Raw genomic sequence first — 18,770 nt, 5'->3', positions numbered from 1 at the left:
TCGAACTGCGGATTTGATCCGGCGCTTCGCGGTCTAAAACTCGGCATGCCCCTGCGGATCGACCAAGCGGTTGATCCGCTGTGCAGCCGCCATCGCAAAACGAACGGTCATCGATTTGCGCGTGGCCGCTGGAAGCCGATGTTCGGGCGCCTCGCAATGCAGATGGGCGCCGTAGGCGTCGGCGATGATCAGGCCGGTACCCTCAGGGAATATCTCGCACGGCAAATCCTGCGTGAAGGCGAAGAACAGCCGGTCGCAATGCATCCGGTAATCCTGCCATTTCTGATCGGCGCGCAGATCTTCCACCGACGACTTGATCTCGACGATCCAGATTTCGCCGCGCTCGTTCAGCGCCACCAGGTCGGCGCGCCGCCCCGACGGCAGCGGCAGCTCGCTGATGCAGGAAAAGCCCAGCGACCACAACAGCCGCGCGGTGCCGCGCGCGACGGCCAGCGCCGTCTCCGACTGGCGGCGATCCGGTGCAGGCACGAGGCTGATTTGACGGGCGGGTGATTCCATGGCGCTCGAACCATAACCGATTTTGGACCCTGCAACAGGCGCCCACTCGCCGAGGCGGCCGTAAATTTGTCCCCGGCCCGCCCTGTTTTCGACTTCAGCGCACCGCGAAGCCTCGGGAACCTGGGTCCGAGGGACAAAACACTGGAGGCGCTCAACGAGAAGCTCGCGGCACTGGTCGCCAAGCGCGACAAATACGTTGCCGACCAGCGCGCCAAGGCCAGACCCAAGACGTCGTCATTCGACCGCGTCGTCGAGGATACGCTGAAGGCGCAAATCAAGCGGTGAAGTAGTCAATCGTCATTCCGGGGCGATGCGAAGCATCGAACCCGGAATCTCGAGATTCCGGGTGCGGCTCTGCGAGCCGCCCCGGAATGACGGTCCCGCTACCATCCCCGCCCAGATCACGGGTGCCGGCTCATCGCGAGCTGGTAGATCGTAATCATCACCTCGAACAGGATCAGCAGCACGATAATCACTTCGAGCCGCAGCGAGCGACGCGTGTCGATGATATCGGTCAACACCTGCGCGCTCTCGGCAATCACAGCAAGCTTGCGGTTCAGCGATTCCGCGCGCTCCTTCAGTTCGTACTCGTCTTCCAGCCGGGCATACAGCCGCTCCAGGTGCGGCTTGTCCCAGAGCACGTCGGGTTTCTCTTCCACCTCGACCGGTCCCGACACCCGGTGCCGCACCAGAAGCGCGCTGCCAATATTTCGCAGGATCGAGCGACGACCGCCGCGCATACGCCCGCTCTGCGCCAGTTCCCGCGCGAACGGTTCAGTCGTGTCAAAGACGCTGGCCACCTCGCGTTCGTGCCGAGCCAGAACAACACTCTTCGCCAGCGCCTCGCCGATCAGGATCAGCCGCTCGGGCGAAAGGCTCTGCAGGCAGATCGGCCCGCCGGGTGGAATCTGGTCCTCCCTCTCCTGGGCAAGCTCGATGATTGCGATTTCCTCGTCCCGCCGTGCAAACTTTCCGGTCATGCGCTTGTCGAGGCCGCGAAGGAATTCCTCCTCTTCCAGCGCATTCAGCCCGATCAGGACCACCACCCCATAGCGGAAGAGAACCGCGACGCCATTCGTATTGACACGAAATGCAAGCGGTGTGGTGGCAAGGACGTCGCCGCGCTCAAGGCCCGACGTATTCAGGCGTTCGCTGACAAAGAAGGCGCGGGCGGTTGTGCGCGGCCCGACCAGCGGCGATGCAGAACCCTGACTCATAGAAACCCCAAGTTCCGAACGACAGACAAGCCTATCATGAAGCCGCGCGGATCACACACCGGCTCACCTCCATTGCAAAACGCGCGTTAACAACGTTGCGGGAATGAATAGGTCAAAGCATAGATTCGACCCTGTGTTGATGGATAAGCACCGCACTCCATTGTTGTAGCCGGCTGGAGCAACAGCTTTCGCAATAACAAAAGCCCGTAGTTGTGGGTCCCGGCGTTCGCCGGGACGACACCGCAATCGCGGAACCTGCAAGCCCCTCACCGCTTATCCCGTGGCCGCTGAGGCATCGCGAAGCGGACCGATGAGGACGGCGCTCGCATGATCGATGATCTCTGGTACAAGAACGGCGTGATCTATTGCTTGTCTGTCGGCACTTATATGGATGCCAATGGCGACGGGGTCGGCGATTTCAAGGGACTGTTGCGGCGCCTGGACTATTTGCACGGGCTCGGCATTACCGCTATCTGGCTGATGCCGTTTCAGCCGTCGCCCGGCAGGGATGACGGCTACGATATCACTGACTATTACGGCGTCGATCCGCGTTACGGCACGCTGGGCGACTTCGTCGAATTCACCCATGGCTGCAAGCAGCGCGGTCTCCGCGTCATCATCGATCTGGTCGTCAACCATACCTCGGACCAGCACCACTGGTTTCGCGAGGCGCGGCGCTCGAAGGACTCGTTCTATCGCGACTGGTACGTCTGGTCTGACAAACGCCCCGCCAATGCCAACACCGGCATGGTGTTTCCGGGGGTGCAGAAATCGACCTGGAGCCGCGACAAGGAAGCCGGCGCCTGGTACTTTCACCGCTTCTACGATTTCCAGCCTGACCTCAACACTTCAAATCCGCATGTGCAGGCCGAGATCCTCAAGATCATGGGGTTCTGGATCCAGCTCGGCGTGTCCGGCTTTCGCATGGACGCGGTGCCATTCATCATCGCGACCAAGGGCGCCAACGTCCGAAAGCCCGTCGAGCAATACGACATGCTGCGCGCGTTCCGCGAATTCCTGCAGTGGCGACAAGGCAACGCGATCATCCTGGCGGAAGCCAACGTGCTGCCGAAGACCGACATGGAATATTTCGGCCGCGATGGCGACCGCATGCACATGATGTTCAATTTCCACGTCAATCAGCATCTGTTCTACGCGTTGGCCTCCGCCGATTCCAGACCGCTGGCGAAATCGCTGGCGGCGACGAAGCCACGACCCGCGACCGCGCAATGGGGGCTGTTCCTGCGCAACCATGATGAGCTCGATCTCGGCCGGCTCACCAAGGCGCAGCGCAACGCCGTGTTCAAAGCGTTCGGTCCCGACAAGGACATGCAGCTTTACGACCGCGGCATCCGCCGCCGGCTGGCACCGATGCTCGGGGGCGATCGCCGGCGGCTTGAACTCGCCTATAGCCTGATGTGCACGCTGCCGGGAACGCCGGTGATCCGTTACGGCGACGAACTCGGCATGGGCGACAATCTCGAGCTGCCCGAACGCAATTGCGCGCGTACGCCGATGCAATGGTCGACCGAGCCGCATGCCGGCTTTACCGAAGGCGACCGCCCATGCCTGCCCCTGATCGACAAGGGCCCGTACGGGTATGAGCACGTCAACGCGGCAAAGCAGCGCCGTGATCCCAATTCCATGCTGAACTGGACCGAACGCATCGTCCGGATGCGCAAGGAGGTACCTGAGGTCGGCTGGGGCGATTTCAGGGTGATCGCGACACGCGATCCCGCCGTGCTGGTGATCCGCTACGACTGGCGCAACAATTCTGTGCTGTTCGTGCATAATCTCGACGAGAGGCCGCGCGAGATCGCCTTTGCGGTCGGACTTCCCGGCGACGCCGGAAAGCTCCTGGTCAATCTATTGTCCGAAGATCACAGCCGCGCCAACAAGCGCGGCAGGCACAGGCTGTTGCTCGAAGGATACGGGTACCGCTGGTATCGGATCGGCGGTCTCGATTACCTGCTCAAGCGCAGCGACATCGATAGCGATACTTCCGGCAAGGCTGCACAGCCGGCGTGACCCCGGAGAGCGGCGCATTGCAGGCCTGTTCCCCGCAAAATGCGAAATTCTCCGCTTGGCGGAACGGCAAAAATCGGCAATCTGCAGGCATGACCGAGCGAACCGATAACCAGGCAAAGGCCGGCGCGATGATCGTGCCGGTGACGCCGTTCGAGCAGAACTGCACCATCATCTGGCACGAGCCGTCCAAGAAGGCGGTCGTGATCGATCCCGGTGGGGACGTTCCCAGGATTCTGGAAGCGATCAAGCAGGCCGGCGCCACGGTCGAGAAGATCTGGCTGACGCATGGCCATATCGACCATGTCGGCGGCGCCGCCGATTTGCGCGATGCGCTGGGCGTGAAGATCGAGGGTCCGCATATCGCCGACAAGTTTCTGCTCGACAATGTCGTCTCGAGCGGCGAGCGTTTCGGCATGACGGGGGTTCGCAACTTCGGGCCCGACCGCTGGCTCGATGAAGGCGATCAGGTCTCGATCGGCGAGTTGACGTTCGACATCCTGCACTGTCCCGGCCATTCGCCGGGCAGCGTGGTGTTCTTCAACAAGCAATTGCGCTTCGCCCATGTCGGCGACGTGCTGTTCAACGGCTCCGTCGGCCGCACCGACCTGCCCGGCGGCAGCCACGCCACGCTGATCAGTTCGATCAAGGACAAGCTATTGCCGCTCGGCGACGATGTCGGCTTCATCTGCGGCCATGGCGCAGGCTCCAGCCTCGGCCAGGAGCGCCTGACCAATCCGTTCCTCACCGGTGAGATGTGAGCTGAACTTATCCGCTTCGCTGCGATGCCGAGTTACTTCATCAATCCCGCAGCCGTCAGCGCGCGGGTGATGACGGCGCCGACATCGATGCCGCGACGCTTCGGTTCGCGCGGCGCAGGATTGGGCTGCCGAACCGGCTTGTGGGTCCTGGACCAGAGATTGGCGGCAAGATCGGATGACTGCAGGGATTTGGTCGCAGCCGATGGCACGACCTTCGGCGTTGGCGCCGGCTTGACCACTTCGCTGGCCGGAGCGACGCGCGCGGTCAGGCCGAAAAAGCTCGCGATGTGATAGGACGAGGAAATTCCGGCCTCGATCAGGAACGCGCCTTCCGCACCATAGCGCTCGTCGTTGCCGGCGAGCCCCAGCGGCGTGCCGTGGGCCATGTCGGTGATGGTGTAGGATTCGACGACGGTCTCGCCGTCGGCGTTCCACCAGACCTCGCGCGGATAGCCGTCGACATCGCCGGTGGACATCGGCGCCGCCGGCAGACCATGGACGTCGAGCCATTGCTTGACGATCTCGTTGGCGTTGGCCGGGTTGACGGTGCGGTCGGCGCTGCCGTGCCACACCGACACTTTCGGCCACGGTCCCCTGTGCTTCGAGGCCTTGCGCACGAGATCGCCGAGCTTGCCGGCGGGACGCGACGTCGACTGCATCATGCCGCCGAGCGCCTCGCGGACATTGCTGGCGATGCCGTAAGGCAGACCGGCGATGATGGCGCCGCCGGCGAACACGTCCGGATAGGTCGCCAGCATCACCGATGTCATCGCGCCACCGGCGGAAAGTCCGGTCACATAGATGCGGCGCGGATCGATCTTGTGATCGGCGACCATCCGCGCAACCATCTGGCGGATGGAAGCGGCTTCACCGCGGCCGCGCGCGGTGTCACCGGGATTGAACCAGTTGAAACAGGTGTTGGCGTTGTTGGACGCCTGCTGCTCGGGCATCAACAGCGCAAAGCCATAGCGCCTGGCCAGCGTTGACCAGCCGGTGCCGAAATCGTAGCCGGCCGCGGTCTGGCCGCAGCCGTGCAGCACGACGACAAGCGCCGACGCGCGCGGCAACGGATCCGGCACATAGGCGAACATCCGAAGCGCGCCGGGGTTGGTGCCAAATCCGCTGATTTCGACGAGCGGACTGCCGGCCCCGGGCAAAGTGCTCCGGCCATAGATTCCCAGGCCATTGAACCCGTTCAGCTTCGGGAAGTGGCGCAAGAATTCGACATTCTTGGCGAGAGACAACGACAACTCCTGGAGCGATTCTTTCTAATCACGTTACCCACAGATAGTTGTTGCACCGCAAAATAGAAAGGCCGTGCACTGTCATTCCCCACAATCAAATTTTGTCTGATGACGTTAATGTGTCATCCCGTGACACGATGCATCCATGTCAGAAATACGGCGCAGGCGCTGATCGATAACGCAAACAGCGCCGCGGCCGCAAGCAATGCCAACCGCGCCGGGTGCGCGGACTTGATGGCGAAGAGCACCGCGCCGATGGCGGCCACGCCGGCCCGCCGGTAACGACCAGCGTGGCATAGGCGATCAGGTAGATCGCGACGTTCACGATGAAGGTATCGCCATCTGCTAGCGGTGCGACGTATCGACGGCGAAACATCGCGTCATTCCGGGCAGCGGCAAGCCAGCCAACTCCGCGCGACATCCATGCACCGGCAGCAGGCCGACGAGGATTGCCTTGCTCCGGTCCACCCCGTAGGTTTCATTCCAAGCAATGCAGAAGAACAATAATCCGGAGAGAACCACCCATGGCACGCCTGAAGTTCGGAGCCTTTCTCGCCCCGCATCATCCGATCGGCGAGCATCCGCTGCTGCAGTTCCGCCGCGACCTGGATTTCGTCGAGCAGATCGACACGCTCGGCTTCGACGAGTTCTGGTGCGGCGAGCACCATTCGTCGGGCTGGGAAATGATCGCCTCCCCGGAAATGTTTCTGGCGGCGGCCGGCGAGCGCACCAAGCGCATCAAGCTCGGTACCGGCGTGATCTCGCTGCCCTATCATCACCCCTACAACGTGGCGCAGCGCATGGTGCAACTCGACTGGATGACGGGCGGCCGCGCCATTTTCGGCTCCGGCCCAGGGGCGCTTGCCTCCGATGCGCATACGCTCGGCATCGACCCGATGACGCAGCGCGACCGTCAGGACGAAGCGCTCGCGATCATCCGCCGGCTGTTCAGGGGCGAGCGCGTCACCGCTAGGAGCGACTGGTTCACGATGCAGGACGCTGCGCTGCAGATCCTGCCGCTGCAGGAGGAAATGCCGTGCGTGGTGGCGTCCATGATCTCGCCGTCGGGCATGACGCTCGCCGGCAAATATGGGATCGGCATCATTTCGCTCGGCTCGATGTCGACGAAAGGCCTGATGTCGCTCGCCCAGCAATGGGAGTTCGCTGAGGATGCGGCGAAGAACGCCGGCACCAGTGTGAGCCGCGCCAACTGGCGCGTGCTGCTCTCCTGGCACGTCGCCGAGACGCGCGAGCAGGCGCGGCGCGAAGCGCGTGAGGGCCTGATGCGCTGGCACAATGAATATAATGTCGGCACCTTGATGCGGCCCGGCGTCACTGCATTCAAATCGCCCGACGAGGCCGTCGATCAGACGGCTTTCGTCGATGGCGCCGCTTCCGCGATTGGAACGCCCGACGATCTCGTCAACCTGATCAAGAACGTGATGAAACTGTCGGGCGGCGTCGGCAGCATCATCGGCTTCGCGCATGACTGGGCGAATATCGAAGCCACGCGCCGCAGCTGGGACATGGTGGCACGCTACGTGGTGCCGGAAATCAATGGCTACATCGACAGCCTGCGCAAGTCACAGAAGTTCGTGATCGAGAACCGCGCCGTGTTCGAGCGGGCGGGCGAAGCCGTGATGGCGAAGATCCTGGGCAACGAGAAGGCCGCCGCTGCGCTCTCGGAGACTGGACCCGGCCGCGTCCCGATCGCCACGGCGAACGCGCCCGATTTGCAGAAGGAAGCCGCCAAACGCGGTGGATAATATCTGCTATGTTCGAAGCTCAACCGGAGCAATTGCCATGTCGATGCAGAGTGTGGCTTCCGCCGTCAATATCCCGGTGCCGCCGAACCCCAAGGCGTTGCGGCACATTCCAGGTAACGAGGGCTGGCCGTTCATCGGCAACACGCTGGCGGTGCTGGCCGACCCCAAAGGACAGATTGAAAAGTCGGCCGCCAAATACGGCCTGATCTATCGCACCCATCTGTTCGGCGAGACCAGCGTGACGATGCTCGGCCCCGAGGCCAACGAGCTCGTGCTGTTCGACCAGGCGCGCCTGTTCTCCTCCACCTATGGCTGGGGACCGATCCTCGGCCTGTTGTTTCCGCGCGGGTTGATGCTGCTGGATTTTGAGGAGCACCGTCTGCACCGCCGCGCGCTGTCGGTTGCCTTCAAGTCGGGGCCGATGAAATCCTACCTCGTCGATCTCGACCGCGGCATTGCCGCGCGGGTCAAGCAGTGGAAATCGCAGCCCGGCGAGATGCGGGTGTATCCAGCGATGAAGCAGCTCACGCTCGATCTGGCAGCAACGTCTTTCCTCGGCGCCGAGATCGGGCCCGAGGTCGACGAGATCACCCGCGCCTTCATCGACATGGTGGCCGCGGCGGTGGCGCCAATCCGGCGACCGCTGCCGTTCACGCAGATGGGCCGCGGCGTCGCGGGCCGCAAGCGAATCGTTGCCTATTTCGCTGAACAGATTCCGATCCGCCGCGCGCGTGGCGGCGGCGATGACCTGTTCTCGCAACTGTGCCAGGCGACGCACGAGGACGGCGCGCTGCTGTCGACCCAGGACATCATCGACCACATGAGTTTTCTGATGATGGCGGCACATGACACGCTGACATCATCGCTGACCTCCTTTGTCGGCGAGCTTGCCGCCCATCCCGAATGGCAGCAGCAATTGCGCGAGGAAGTCAAAGGCCTCGGCATCGAAGCCAACGATCCCTTCAGCATCGACAATCTCGAAAGGATGCCGCTGTCTGAAATGGCGTTCAAGGAAGCGCTGCGGCTGAAGCCGCCGGTGCCGTCGATGCCGCGCCGCGCGGTGCGCGACTTTTCGTTCAAGGGGTATAGCGTACCCGCCGGCACGCTGGTCGGCGTCAACCCGCTGTTCACGCATCACATGCCGGAGATCTGGCCCGAGCCGGATAGGTTTGACCCGATGCGTTTCTCCGACGAGGCGCAACGCAGCCGCCATCGCTTCGCCTGGGTGCCGTTCGGTGGCGGCGCGCATATGTGCCTCGGCCTGCACTTCGCCTACATGCAGGCGAAGACTTTTGCGCGGCACTTCCTGCAGAACCTGGAGGTGTCGCTGGAGCCCGGCTACAAGGCGGACTGGCAGATGTGGCCGATCCCGAAACCGCGCGATGGATTGCGCGTGGTGGTGAAGGCGGTCTAGTCGTCATTGCCGGGCTTGACCCGGCAATCCATCGCGCTTCGCTTAACTCTTTCGATGGATGCGCGGGTCATAGGCGAGCGGAAGCGATGCCGTCCTTCGAACGGCTAGGCCCATGACGATTGGGATCGTGGGCGCGTCCCTCACTTCACCAGTGTCGTGAGTTGCGCGCCTTCGTCGGCCACGAACACCGCGATCAATTCCGCGGGCTCGGTGGCGCTGGCATTGGCCGAGACCAGATGGGTTGAGCCGGGCGGCTCGAAGAACGATTGACCGACCCTGAATGTCTCGACTGGCCCGCCGGCCAATTGCGAGCGGATCTCGCCCTTGGTGATGTAGGCAGTGACAGAGCCGGCATGCCGGTGCGCCGGCGTAAAGCCGCCGGGGCCGTAGAATACGCGAACAATGGTCACGCGCTTGCCCGGCACGTTCGGCAATGCATGCGAACTGATCGGCTCGACGACATCCTGCGAACCGGTCACGCTGTTGGCACAGAGCGGCTCGAAGATCGCCGAGACGGCGTCCATGGTCGACGGCAGCGTCTTGCCGATGACGAAGGCGCAACCAAGGCCGGCGATGATGGCAAGATACAATGGGCGGGCTTCGGTTAACGGCGATAACCGGAGTGTTTCGGACATTTGCGTCTCTCCCAAGCGCGTCAACTTTTGCATCCGTCATTCCGGGGCGATGCGAAGCGTCGAACCGGAATCTCGAGATTCTCAGGTGCGCAATTGCGCACCATAGTCCGATCCTTCGGACGGTCCCGGAATGACGGCCCCTAACCTCCACCCTGATCGAACGCCTTCTTCAACGCGACATAACCCTGCTGCTGCTGGCTCCAGTTGCGGCCGCCGGTCATGGCGCCGTCCACCACCAGATCGTGGCCGTTGATGAAGGAGGATTCGTCGCTCGCCAGAAACACCGCGGCCTGTGCGATATCCTCCGGCAGGCCGGCGCGCGGAATCGGCTGGGCCGACTTGTAGACCTCGCGCATCACGGCCGGGGTCTTTTCGGCGGCCTCCACCGGCAGGCCGAGCGCCTTGCCGAAAATCCCGGTCGCAATTGCACCCGGCGAAATCGAGTTGACGCGGATATTAGCTTCACCGAGCTCCATCGCCACGCATTTTGTGAGATGGATGACGGCGGCCTTCGCCGCGCTATAGATCATCGACGACGAAAAGCCGGCCAGACGGCCGGCGATGCTGCCGTTGTTGATGATGCTGCCGGATCCCTGCCTGCGCATGTGCGGGGCGGCATGCTTCATGCCGAGCATCACGCTGCGCACCAGCGTCGCCATGGCGGCGTCGAAACGCTCGGTCTCAAGGTCCTCGATGCCGCCGGTCTGCGCCGGTCCGCCGGCATTGTTGAACAGGCAATCGATGCGGCCGAATTTTTCCACCGAAAGGCCGATCAGCGCCTTCATCTGGTCTTCCGCCGTGACATCGGTCTGGCGAAAGATGCAGGATGCGCCGAGCTTTTTGGCCAGCGCCTCACCCTCCGGCACGCGGCGACCGGCGATCACGACCTTTGCGCCTTCCGCGACGAATAGCTCCGCGGTGTGCAATCCGATGCCACTGGTGGCACCGGTGATCACAGCAACCTTGCCGTCCAGCCGTCCCATCTCTCCCCCCATCGATATTGGTTGATGCCACTATTCCCGCCCCGCGCCGACAAGGCAAGCGAGCTTGTTCCACTTCAATCGCCCGGCGCGGGTCCAGCCTGCGGCCTTCCATGGCTCCGAAAATCCGGATTTTCGCTATGCTCGGCCATATTTTGGATTCGCTGATCACGTGAAGTGACCATTCCGATGAACAAATTGATCGACGAGTTCCGCCAAGGTTGGCAGGGAATTTCCCAGCCCTCGCTGCTCTTCAGCACGGCCTTCGCGGCCGGCTGCCTCGCCCTGTCGACGATCGCCCGGTGGGGCATCGCCCAGATCCGCCCCGACGTATTCTTCACGCCATATTTCCCGGCCGTGTTTCTGGCCGCCGCCGTCGGCGGTGCCCGGGTCGGAATCGCAACGGCCATCGCGGGAGGTGTGCTCGGCGTCGCCGTCAATTTCGGCAGCCCGGCGGACCCCGCGCGATTTGCGCTGCTATTGATGTTCTGGGCAGTTTGCGGGTTCGCGATCTGGGGTGTCGAGCATTACAGAAGGATCGTCGCGCAGCAGCGGGAAGACTCCAAACGCCTGATCGAGGAAGAGGAATATCGCAAGCTCCTGGTCGAGGAGCTGCAGCACCGCCTCAAGAACAAGACCTCGACGATTCACGCAGTGCTGCATCAGGTCCTGCAGGACCAGCCTCAGGTCTGGGACAGCATCGATCGCCGCCTCCGCGCGCTGTCGGCGACCGACGATTTGATCGCGCGGCTCGACGGCAGCGGCTGCGACATCAAGGATATGCTGCATTCCGAGCTTGGACCGTATGGCCACGTCCGGTTCAATTTGAACGGCGATCCTCTGTTTCTGCCGGCCAAACTGGCGGTCAGCCTGGCGCTGGTCTTCCACGAACTGGCGACCAACGCCGGCAAATACGGCGCGTTTTCCTCGGCCCGCGGGCTGCTCCAGGTGTCATGGTCGGTGTCGGAGGGACGCCTCAACGTGACCTGGGATGAAACCGAAGGTCCGGTGATCGAAAAGGTTGGCCCGCCGGGCTTCGGCACCAAGCTGTTGCAATCGGCGCTGCGCGCGTTCGATGGCAAGACCGAAGTGAGATTCCTGAAGTCGGGCGTGCATTGCACGATGCAATGCCGGCTCCCCGCAAGCTAGGCGCGATTGCCCTGTTGCGAGCGCGGACAGTCTCGCATCACGTTGACATTCTGTTAATGACGATCCAGCCAATACGATTGGAAATCTGCGACTTCTAGGGTTGTCCCGGTTTTTCGCAGTTCCACTTAACCAATGCTACAAGGGACTTTGCCAAGTTCCTTGGCATGCATAGTCCCTACAAGAAAGACTTTCAGGCGGCCGCGACGCAGGCCAGCGATGAAAGCACATTTGATTCCGAATTGAGCATCCTGCGCGATGTCTTCAAGCTGCTTCCGGCTGGCGTGACGGTTCAGGACGAAGACGGGGAGTTCGTGCTGGTGAACGATGCCGCGGCGGCCCTGTTGCAGACGTCCGCCACGGCGCCGGCAGCTTCGCAACTGAGCGACCGCCGCGAAACCTGTCTCGAGCTGCTGCGCACCGGTCGCCCGGCCATGCTGGAAGAAGCCATTGCCGGCCCGACCAAACAGGTGTTTCTCACCTCGCATCGGCCGATCCGGGTCGCCGGGCGCAATTTCCTGATCTCGAGTTCCACCGACATCACCGAGCAGAAGGCGTTCGAGGACCACCTGTTCCGCTCCGCCTATTACGACGAATTGACCGGCCTGCCGGCGCGGCGCGTAATCGAGCATCGCGTCAACAGTCTGCTGAAATACGATAACGGACAGGGCCGGTTTGCGCTGGCGTTTCTCGACATCGACAATTTCAAGCACATCAACGACTACTACGGGCACGCGGCCGGCGACGCGTTGCTGGCGGAGATGGCCAAACGGCTCGGACTGGACCTGCGCGACTCCGACATCCTGTCACGGATCAGTGGCGATGAGTTCGTGCTGCTGCTCAACCCGATCGAAAGCGTCGCCGAGGTCGAAGAGTTCATCCACTTCCTCCTGCAGCGCCTGAAAGCGCCGTTCTTCATCGACCAATCCGAGATCTTTGCCTCGACCTCGGTCGGCATCAGCCTCTATCCCGAACACGGGCGCAGCTACGAGATGCTGCGCCAGAACGCCGACATCGCGATGTACCGCGTGAAGAACGGCAGCAAGGGCGCCGCGGCGTTTTTCGACGCCAGCATGGAGCGCGAGGCGCTGGCGCGCATGAAGATCGAGCAATCGCTGCGCCTGGCTATCCTGGAAAAGCGCTTTTGCTGCGCCTTCCAGCCGAAGGTCGATATCCGGACCCAGGCGGTCACGGGCGTCGAGGCGCTGGTGCGCCTGCGCGACGACGATGGGGTGATTCAAGCCCCGAGCACCTTCATCAACCTCGCCACTGAACTCGGCCTGATCGACGAACTGACGCACCTGGTGCTGGCCGAGATCGTCAAATCGATCGACCTGATCAACGACAGCTTCGGCCCCGACACCACGATCAGCATGAACGTCGCGGCCAAACAGGCCGGCAATCCCGAATTCATGCGGCCGTTCGCCGAGGCGATCGAGGCCACCGGCTTTCCGAAGCGCTTCATGATCGAGGTGACGGAGGACGCTTTCGTTACCAAGACGCACTTCCAGGACGAGATCCTGCCGATCTTCCGCAAGCTCGGCGTCAGGATCTCGATCGACGATTTCGGCATCGGCTATTCGTCGCTGTCTGCACTGGCCGACATTACCGCCGACGAGATCAAGATCGACCGCTCCTTCATCACCGACATTCATAAGCGCCCCCGGAGCCAGGGCATCCTGCGGGCAATCGAATCTTTAAGCGAAGCGCTCGGCATGACCGTGATCGCCGAGGGGCTCGAGAGCTTCGAGGAATTGGCCTATCTGCAGGCCGCGACCAAGATCCGCTACGCCCAGGGCTATTACTTCTCGAAGCCGATTTTCCTCGAAGATCTGAAGCTGGCGGCCCCGCGGGCCAGCGAGGCCCGCGCCGGCCTCGGCAGCCGCCCGACGCCGGAAGCCCGACCTGCCTACGCGCGCAGCGGCGGGTATCGCCGCTAAAGGCGACGCGCCACAACGGCAAAAGCAGCAGAATACCGCTTTGTCCGTGACCGCGAGGGACGCGATTAAGCCTTAGGTAACCGGATTTCCTAACGGCTTATGACATCGGCGCATCGTATGCATGTTCCCGGGAGAAGGGAGAATGCGCGGTCTGTTTCACCTCCTGCATGACATGAAGGCCCGAGCCGCAGCCACCGGGCGACGCCTTGCCGCGACGGTCCGGGGCCCGGTGCTTTGGCTGACCATTTGCGGTGGCCTGCTGGTCGCCGCGATTTTTGTCGGCACCATGATGATGGCCGGCGAATTCCGTGAGCGCGCGCTCCGCAACAGCGAACGCGAGCTGGAAAACACGGTTCTCCTGCTCGCTCGGCACTTCGACCAGCAGTTTGAAGACTCCGACACGCTCGCCGACGACGTGATCTCCCGGCTGCAAATCTCCGGCCTCGCCTCGGAGAAGGAATTTCGCGACCGCGTCGCAAGCTCTGAAGCACACGAGATCCTGCGCTCCAAGGCAGGCGTGCTGTCCTATCTCGGCGATATCTCGATCTTCGATTCCAACGGCGACATGATCAACTGGTCGCGGCCGCTGCCGGCGCCCAGGCTCAATATTTCCGAGCGGGCCTATTTCAACAGTTTCAAGTTCGACGCGCGATCACCCTCGGTTCTGGCCGAGTCGGTTCGCAGCTATCTCACCGGCAACCTGAACTCGGTCATCGCCCATCGACTGCGCGGCGAGGACGGCGTGTTCCTCGGCGTGATGACGCGGCGGATCAACCCGGCCAACTATGAAAAATTCTTCGCTTCGGTCGCACTCGGAAGTGGCGCCGCCATCTCGATGTTTCATGCCGACGGCACCCTGCTGGCGCGCTATCCGCGTGTCGAGGCGCTGATCGGTCAGAATTTCTCGACAGCGCCGCTGCTGCAGCGCGTGCGCGAAAGCGGCGGATCACAGACGCTGCGCGTGCAAAGTCCGATCGACCAGATGGACAGGCTGGGATCTGCGGCGCCGCTCACACATTACTCGGGCGTTGTGGTCGCGACCAACACAGTTGACGCCGCGCTCGCCGACTGGCGCGAGCAGACCAGATTCCTCGTCGTCGCGGCGACGCTGTCGGCGGCGGTGGTCGCCTTGATCCTGTTCCTGATCATCCGGCAGATCACAAGGCAGAGCCGCGAAGCGCAGCAGCGGCTGGAAACCGAGCGGGGCCGGCTTGATACCGCCCTGAACAACATGATCCAGGGCCTGGCGACGTTTGACGCCTCGGCTCGCCTCGTCACCTTTAACCAGCGTTACATCGACATGCACAATCTGTCCGCCGACGTGGTCAAGCCCGGCTGCCATCTTCGCGAGCTGATGCAGCATCGCAAGGATCGCGGCTCGTTCGACGGCGACATCGATGAGTTCTGTCATTCGGTCGTGCAGAACATCGCGCGTGGCGAGGCCGGCCACAGCGTCACCCAGTGCGCCGACGGGCGCACATTCTTGACCGTGAGAAAGCCGCTGGTGGATGGCGGTTGGGTCGCCACCATGGAAGATATCACCGAACGGCGCAACCTCGAACAGGAGCGCGACCGCAATTACGCTTTCCTGAGCCAGATCATCGATCACATCCCTTCGCAGATCACCGTGAAGGACGTGCACGACCGGCGCTATCTCTTGGTCAACCGCGTGGCGGAAACCCAGTTCGGCATTTCGCGCGACCTGATCGTAGGCAGGACAGCCGCCGACATCTTTCCAAAGGAAGCCGCCGAGATCATCGCCGCCGATGAGGAAAAGACGCTGCAATCCCCCGACGGCCTGTTCAAGGACGAGCATGTCTGGGAAAGCCAAGCGATGGGCCCGCGCTTCATCACCTCCAAACGGCTCGGAATCCGCAATGCGGCGGGACAGGCACGCTACATCATCAACGTCGTCGACGACGTCACCGAGCGCCGACTCGCCAACGAGAAGATCGCCCATCTGGCGCATTACGACGCGCTGACTGACCTTCCGAACCGGGTGCTGTTCCGCGAGCAGATCGATCGCGAGCTTCGCAAGGCGATACGCGGCCAGCAGTTCGCGCTGCTCTATATCGATATCGACGAATTCAAGGGCATCAATGATTCGCTCGGGCACCATGTCGGCGATGAACTCTTGAAGGCAGTCGCGGCCTGCCTGAAAGACTGCATCAAGCCGGGCGATCTCATCGCCCGCCTCGGCGGCGATGAATTTGCGGTGATCCAGACCGCGATCCGCGGCCGTGCCGAGGTCGAGGAATTCGTCGCCCGCATTTACGAGGCGATACGCCACCCCTATCAATGCCTGGGCCATCAGCTCTCGACCGACGCCAGCATCGGCATCGCGCTCGCGCCCGAGGACGGCACCGAGCTCGACCAACTGATCAAGCATGCCGATCTCGCGATGTATGCCGCCAAGGCCGAGGGGCGCCGCACCCACCGTTTCTTCGAGCCGGCCATGGACGCCCGCGCCCAGGCGCGGCTCGCCATGGAGCAGGATCTTCGGCAGGCGCTGACCGCCGGCAGCTTCGATATCCACTACCAGCCGCTGCTTGATCTTTCGAGCGGCGAGGTGACGGGTTGCGAGGCGCTGCTGCGCTGGCGTCATCCTGAACGCGGCATGGTGTCGCCCGCGGAATTCATTCCCGTCGCCGAGGACACCGGCCTGATCAACGAGATCGGCGACTGGGTCATGCAGACCGCCTGCACGGAAGCGGCCGGCTGGCCGTCCCGCGTCAGGCTTGCCGTCAACGTCTCTCCGATCCAGTTGAAGTCGCCGACGCTGGCGCTGCGGATCACCGGCGCGCTGGCCGCCTCCGGCCTGCCGCCCGACCGGCTCGAGATCGAAATCACCGAGGCGGTGCTGATCCATGACGATGAAAGCGCGCTGGCGATCCTGCACCAGCTTCGCGCCATCGGCGTGCGCATCGCGCTCGACGATTTCGGCACCGGCTTCTCCTCGTTGAGCTACCTGAAGCGATTCCCGTTCGACAAGATCAAGATCGACCGCTGCTTCGTCAGCGACATCGAGATCGATGGCTCTGCAGCGATCGTGCAGGCGGTGGTGAACATCGCGGCCGCCCGAAACATGACCACGACCGCGGAAGGCGTCGAGACCGTGCAGCAACGCGAGATGCTGCGCCAGCTCGGCTGCACCCAGATGCAGGGCTATCTGTTCAGCGCGCCCAAGCCGGCCGCTGAGGCCAGGCGGCTGCTGGGCGCGCGAGTGGAGACCGAGACGGCGGTGGCCTGACGCCGTTCCAGCGCGGCGGCGTCGAGTATGGCTGCGATCGCCGAACTGCCACCCGACTCCAGCGCCGCGATGGCCTCTTTGGCCCAGGCATAGGACGCTTCGAAGATTTCGGTGTGGCGATCGAAATCCGTCACATCGATATCGGGCGGAAGCGGCGGCCGCATCACCGTATCGAACGGACCGACCGGCAGCGTATCGTAGCGCTGATGCGCAACCAGGCTTCGCCACAAGACGTTCACCGCGCTTGGCGCCGCCGGCAACAGCTTTTTGCGGAACGGCGTCAGCATGGCGGCGATCAGCTCAAACCGTCCCGGTAGCGACGCATAGTCGACATCGAACATCTCGGCGGCTGGCTCGCCGAAATGCACCACCAGATTGGGGCCGCTCTTGAGCTGGTGCATCGACGCCAGCGGCACATTGTCGATGAGGCATCCATCGACCAGCATCGCGCCCTCCGCCGTGTAGAACGGCGGCAACAGCCCGGGAATCGCGCTCGACGCCCGCACCGCCTGCCACAGCGGTCCCGTGCGGATCAATTCGAGATTGTGGGTCGAAAGGTTGGTGGCAACGGCCGCGAACGGCCGCCAGCAATCCTCGATCCGGCAGTCCGCACCGTATTGTTGCGCAAGCGCGCGGTCGAACGCCTTGTGATCGAGCAGGGAATAGCGCGGCCAGGTCGGCCGCCGGAAGCTTCTGCTTTTAACGAAGATCTCGTGCGTGCCCTGCTCGAGATGTTCGGCTTCGAGATTTTTGGCAAAGCCGGCCACCATGGCGGAGCCGACGCTGGTGCCGACAAAAATATCGAACATCACGCCGCGTTCGCGAAACGCCTTGTAGATGCCGACATGGGCGGTCCCGAAGCTGCCGCCGCCGGCAGCGACGAAGCCGACCGCCCGGCCACACATGAAGCGGATCAGGCTGTCGATATCGACCTGGTCTTCAAGGGCGACATGGTGATGCATGAAGGCCGGCAGCCGCGCAAGCCAGGCTGCGGTGCCAGATACCGCGGCGCTGCGCCGGTCATGGATGCGGACCAGGCGCCTGGCCGAAATCGCATGCACCTCGCAGGCAAAGGCCTCGATTTCCGTCAATGCGGCGGCAGGCGCCTCGCCGCGGCAGGCGAACACGACCATGTCGGCCTGACGGATCGCCTTGCGCGCCCAGGGCGACGTCTCATGGCCGCCGAGATAAATCACCAGCGGCGCGGCGTGTTCGAGCTTGTTGAGCCATTCCGTGACTTCATGCGAATCGAGCGCGCGTCCCGGAAACATCGCCTGCAGACGGGCGGCGTCGACGATCTCGGCATGGGTCACGGCCAGCCCCTCGCGCATCCGGCGATTGAAAGTTTCCGGCAGCGGCTCCACGCCGCCACCGATCAGCGCCACCGTTCGCGCCTTCGGCGAGGTGCGGAACGGTGCGATGCGCGCGGTCTCCCTGGCGAAGCGCTGCGCCAGCGCCGCGAGCAGCGCCTCGATGATCGCAGGGGCTTCCGCGACGAGCTTCTGGTAGGCCGGCCGCGTCAACGCCAGCACGCTGGTGTCGCGGATGGCGATCACGTCAGCCGTGCGCGGGACATTGGCAAAGAAGCCGATCTCGCCGACCAGTTCGCCGGCGCGAAGCTCGGCGATCGGCTCGAGATAGCCGGTCTTGCGCACCGCCAGCGCACCGTGCAGCACCAGGAAAAGCGAGTCCGACGGCCCGCCTTGCGCGACCAGCATCTGGCCGCGCACCAGATCCTGGCGGACCATGGCGTTGAGGGCCTTGAGCCGCTGTTCGGAACTGAGCGTTCGAAACAGCGCGAAGTCCTCCAGGGCGGAGCTCCACGCAAGTACCGAACTCGACCCATTCATTTGGCGGTACCCAGTTGAATTCG

General features: G+C 63.1%; 15 protein-coding genes. 8 read left to right on the top strand and 7 right to left on the bottom strand.

The window, feature by feature from the left end; all coding sequences use genetic code 11:
- Nucleotides 1–33: 33 nt before the first annotated feature.
- Nucleotides 34–519 carry an MmcB family DNA repair protein gene (locus tag HCN50_RS08890; protein ID WP_171709275.1) on the bottom strand — a complete coding sequence of 162 codons (486 nt, stop codon included), beginning with the start codon at nucleotides 517–519 and terminating at the stop codon, nucleotides 34–36.
- Between the two features lie 66 nt (nucleotides 520–585).
- Between HCN50_RS08890 and HCN50_RS33570 the strand changes: the two genes are divergently transcribed.
- Entirely contained in the window at nucleotides 586–804 is a 219-nt protein-coding gene (locus HCN50_RS33570) for a hypothetical protein (RefSeq protein ID WP_235976863.1), read from the top strand.
- A gap of 116 nt (nucleotides 805–920) precedes the next feature.
- Here HCN50_RS33570 and HCN50_RS08880 read toward each other — a convergent pair whose 3' ends face one another.
- Nucleotides 921–1,736: an RMD1 family protein gene (locus HCN50_RS08880; RefSeq protein WP_171709274.1), complete on the bottom strand. Its 816-nt coding sequence runs from the start codon at nucleotides 1,734–1,736 to the stop codon at nucleotides 921–923.
- 327 nt (nucleotides 1,737–2,063) lie between these two features.
- On the opposite strand from HCN50_RS08880, the gene HCN50_RS08875 reads away from it, so the two are divergent.
- Complete coding sequence (locus HCN50_RS08875; protein ID WP_171709273.1) at nucleotides 2,064–3,764, top strand: alpha-amylase family protein; 1,701 nt, start codon at nucleotides 2,064–2,066, stop codon at nucleotides 3,762–3,764.
- Between the two features lie 89 nt (nucleotides 3,765–3,853).
- On the top strand, nucleotides 3,854–4,522 hold the full coding sequence (locus HCN50_RS08870) for an MBL fold metallo-hydrolase (protein ID WP_171709272.1): 669 nt from the start codon (nucleotides 3,854–3,856) through the stop codon (nucleotides 4,520–4,522).
- A gap of 32 nt (nucleotides 4,523–4,554) precedes the next feature.
- Here HCN50_RS08870 and HCN50_RS08865 read toward each other — a convergent pair whose 3' ends face one another.
- On the bottom strand, nucleotides 4,555–5,766 hold the full coding sequence (locus HCN50_RS08865; protein WP_171709271.1) for an extracellular catalytic domain type 1 short-chain-length polyhydroxyalkanoate depolymerase: 1,212 nt from the start codon (nucleotides 5,764–5,766) through the stop codon (nucleotides 4,555–4,557).
- Between the two features lie 122 nt (nucleotides 5,767–5,888).
- A complete protein-coding gene (locus tag HCN50_RS08860; RefSeq protein WP_171709270.1) occupies nucleotides 5,889–6,032 on the bottom strand; it encodes a hypothetical protein in 144 nt (47 codons plus the stop codon).
- 258 nt (nucleotides 6,033–6,290) lie between these two features.
- Between HCN50_RS08860 and HCN50_RS08855 the strand changes: the two genes are divergently transcribed.
- Together HCN50_RS08855 and HCN50_RS08850 are read left to right on the top strand one after the other, a co-directional pair.
- Nucleotides 6,291–7,532, top strand: a complete 1,242-nt coding sequence (locus HCN50_RS08855; protein WP_171709269.1) for an LLM class flavin-dependent oxidoreductase — start codon at nucleotides 6,291–6,293, stop codon at nucleotides 7,530–7,532.
- A gap of 37 nt (nucleotides 7,533–7,569) precedes the next feature.
- Nucleotides 7,570–8,946 (top strand): cytochrome P450, encoded by a 1,377-nt coding sequence (locus HCN50_RS08850; protein WP_171709268.1) that lies wholly within the window; start codon nucleotides 7,570–7,572, stop codon nucleotides 8,944–8,946.
- Nucleotides 8,947–9,086: 140 nt separating this feature from the next.
- Here HCN50_RS08850 and HCN50_RS08845 read toward each other — a convergent pair whose 3' ends face one another.
- The gene (locus HCN50_RS08845) at nucleotides 9,087–9,581 is read right to left on the bottom strand and encodes a cupin domain-containing protein (protein ID WP_171709267.1); all 495 of its coding nucleotides are present in this window, start codon (nucleotides 9,579–9,581) and stop codon (nucleotides 9,087–9,089) included.
- Between the two features lie 140 nt (nucleotides 9,582–9,721).
- The gene (locus HCN50_RS08840) at nucleotides 9,722–10,564 is read right to left on the bottom strand and encodes an SDR family NAD(P)-dependent oxidoreductase (protein ID WP_171709266.1); all 843 of its coding nucleotides are present in this window, start codon (nucleotides 10,562–10,564) and stop codon (nucleotides 9,722–9,724) included.
- 186 nt (nucleotides 10,565–10,750) lie between these two features.
- Here HCN50_RS08840 and HCN50_RS08835 point away from each other — a divergent pair, with 186 nt between their 5' ends.
- From HCN50_RS08835 to HCN50_RS08825, 3 genes are all read left to right on the top strand, one after another.
- The gene (locus HCN50_RS08835; protein WP_171709265.1) at nucleotides 10,751–11,710 is read left to right on the top strand and encodes a sensor histidine kinase; all 960 of its coding nucleotides are present in this window, start codon (nucleotides 10,751–10,753) and stop codon (nucleotides 11,708–11,710) included.
- 164 nt (nucleotides 11,711–11,874) lie between these two features.
- Nucleotides 11,875–13,647, top strand: coding sequence for a putative bifunctional diguanylate cyclase/phosphodiesterase (locus HCN50_RS08830; protein ID WP_171709264.1), 1,773 nt, complete (start codon nucleotides 11,875–11,877; stop codon nucleotides 13,645–13,647).
- 142 nt (nucleotides 13,648–13,789) lie between these two features.
- Nucleotides 13,790–16,897, top strand: coding sequence for an EAL domain-containing protein (locus HCN50_RS08825; RefSeq protein ID WP_376700272.1), 3,108 nt, complete (start codon nucleotides 13,790–13,792; stop codon nucleotides 16,895–16,897).
- Here the strand turns inward: HCN50_RS08825 and HCN50_RS08820 are convergent.
- A complete protein-coding gene (locus HCN50_RS08820) occupies nucleotides 16,813–18,747 on the bottom strand; it encodes a patatin-like phospholipase family protein (protein ID WP_171709262.1) in 1,935 nt (644 codons plus the stop codon). The genes HCN50_RS08825 and HCN50_RS08820 overlap by 85 nt on opposite strands.
- Nucleotides 18,748–18,770: the final 23 nt, after the last annotated feature.

It is taken from the genome of Bradyrhizobium archetypum (assembly GCF_013114835.1).
Taxonomy (GTDB): Bacteria; Pseudomonadota; Alphaproteobacteria; order Rhizobiales; family Xanthobacteraceae; genus Bradyrhizobium; species Bradyrhizobium archetypum.
This window is presented reverse-complemented; position numbering and strand designations above follow the sequence as displayed.

What these genes read in the sequence shown, in the direction of transcription:
- HCN50_RS08890 (WP_171709275.1), bottom strand. Translation starts at nt 519, where the DNA reads ATGGAATCACCCGCCCGTCAAATCAGCCTCGTGCCTGCACCGGATCGC.
- HCN50_RS08880 (WP_171709274.1), bottom strand. Translation starts at nt 1,736, where the DNA reads ATGAGTCAGGGTTCTGCATCGCCGCTGGTCGGGCCGCGCACAACCGCC.
- HCN50_RS08875 (WP_171709273.1), top strand. Translation starts at nt 2,064, where the DNA reads ATGATCGATGATCTCTGGTACAAGAACGGCGTGATCTATTGCTTGTCT.
- HCN50_RS08870 (WP_171709272.1), top strand. Translation starts at nt 3,854, where the DNA reads ATGACCGAGCGAACCGATAACCAGGCAAAGGCCGGCGCGATGATCGTG.
- HCN50_RS08855 (WP_171709269.1), top strand. Translation starts at nt 6,291, where the DNA reads ATGGCACGCCTGAAGTTCGGAGCCTTTCTCGCCCCGCATCATCCGATC.
- HCN50_RS08850 (WP_171709268.1), top strand. Translation starts at nt 7,570, where the DNA reads ATGTCGATGCAGAGTGTGGCTTCCGCCGTCAATATCCCGGTGCCGCCG.
- HCN50_RS08845 (WP_171709267.1), bottom strand. Translation starts at nt 9,581, where the DNA reads ATGTCCGAAACACTCCGGTTATCGCCGTTAACCGAAGCCCGCCCATTG.
- HCN50_RS08840 (WP_171709266.1), bottom strand. Translation starts at nt 10,564, where the DNA reads ATGGGACGGCTGGACGGCAAGGTTGCTGTGATCACCGGTGCCACCAGT.
- HCN50_RS08835 (WP_171709265.1), top strand. Translation starts at nt 10,751, where the DNA reads ATGAACAAATTGATCGACGAGTTCCGCCAAGGTTGGCAGGGAATTTCC.
- HCN50_RS08830 (WP_171709264.1), top strand. Translation starts at nt 11,875, where the DNA reads ATGCATAGTCCCTACAAGAAAGACTTTCAGGCGGCCGCGACGCAGGCC.
- HCN50_RS08825 (WP_376700272.1), top strand. Translation starts at nt 13,790, where the DNA reads ATGCGCGGTCTGTTTCACCTCCTGCATGACATGAAGGCCCGAGCCGCA.
- HCN50_RS08820 (WP_171709262.1), bottom strand. Translation starts at nt 18,747, where the DNA reads ATGAATGGGTCGAGTTCGGTACTTGCGTGGAGCTCCGCCCTGGAGGAC.